Origin of the sequence: Collinsella aerofaciens, from assembly GCF_039752955.1 — a bacterium.
GTDB classification, from domain to species: Bacteria; Actinomycetota; Coriobacteriia; order Coriobacteriales; family Coriobacteriaceae; genus Collinsella; species Collinsella aerofaciens_BI.
The window spans coordinates 1-1,389 of sequence record NZ_JBDMHB010000088.1; the positions used below are offsets into that span (position 1 = coordinate 1).

A 1,389-nucleotide genomic window follows, 5' to 3' on the forward strand; every position below is an offset into this window, starting at 1 on the left:
CGATCCCCCCGTGCCGCAGCCAACGCATTAAGCGTCCCGCCTGGGGAGTACGGCCGCAAGGCTAAAACTCAAAGGAATTGACGGGGGCCCGCACAAGCAGCGGAGCATGTGGCTTAATTCGAAGCAACGCGAAGAACCTTACCAGGGCTTGACATATGGGTGAAGCGGGGGAGACCCCGTGGCCGAGAGGAGCCCATACAGGTGGTGCATGGCTGTCGTCAGCTCGTGTCGTGAGATGTTGGGTTAAGTCCCGCAACGAGCGCAACCCCCGCCGCGTGTTGCCATCGGGTGATGCCGGGAACCCACGCGGGACCGCCGCCGTCAAGGCGGAGGAGGGCGGGGACGACGTCAAGTCATCATGCCCCTTATGCCCTGGGCTGCACACGTGCTACAATGGCCGGTACAGAGGGATGCCACCCCGCGAGGGGGAGCGGATCCCGGAAAGCCGGCCCCAGTTCGGATTGGGGGCTGCAACCCGCCCCCATGAAGTCGGAGTTGCTAGTAATCGCGGATCAGCATGCCGCGGTGAATGCGTTCCCGGGCCTTGTACACACCGCCCGTCACACCACCCGAGTCGTCTGCACCCGAAGTCGCCGGCCCAACCTTTCGAGGGGGGAGGCGCCGAAGGTGTGGAGGGTGAGGGGGGTGAAGTCGTAACAAGGTAGCCGTACCGGAAGGTGCGGCTGGATCACCTCCTTTCTAGGGAGATACATTCTTAGAGAGAAAACACTTTAACTCGAATGGAGGGCAGGAGCCCGTCCGGTAGATGTCGCCTGGATGATTCCCCGCAGCACCCGGTCCCCGGGGTCGCACCCGCGTACCTTGAGAGCCGCATAGCGATAGGAGAGAGATGGAAGAGTATCCTCTTCCAGACTCGATTCTTTTCTGCGATTAAATCAAGAATGATAGCAATCATTCATCCGATCCAAACAAGAAGAATTCACTTATATATGAGTGAGGAGCATCTGATCGCGAGCACAGTGAAGACACTGTGCCGCGGTATGAGATACCCGAATTGCGACATACGAGCGCTATTCATGATATCGATTAATTAGATTAATTAGCGACACGTGGATATCCCGCGGGCCCGAGTGCGGTCCCGCAAGATACCACGGGCGCACGGCGGATGCCTTGGCACAGGGAGCCGATGAAGGACGCGGCAAGCTGCGATAATCCCCGGCGAGGAGCACACATCCTTCGACCCGGGGGTCTCCGAATGGGCGAACCCATGCACAGCAGTGTGCATATCCCCCCGCTGAACACATAGGCGGGGGGAGGACAACCCGGGGAACTGAAACATCTAAGTACCCGGAGGAGAGGAAATCAATCTCGAGACTCCCCGAGTAGCGGCGAGCGAAAGGGGACCGATGGCCAAACCGTCGAGCGGGC

Annotated in this window: 2 rRNA genes; both read left to right on the forward strand. The window is 59.8% G+C overall.

The features are described from left to right. Positions 1-699: ribosomal RNA gene (locus ABHR75_RS09895) — 16S ribosomal RNA — on the forward strand; the annotation flags it as partial. A 400-nt stretch (positions 700-1,099) separates the two neighbouring features. Then, a 23S ribosomal RNA gene (locus ABHR75_RS09900) occupies positions 1,100-1,389 on the forward strand; the annotation flags it as partial.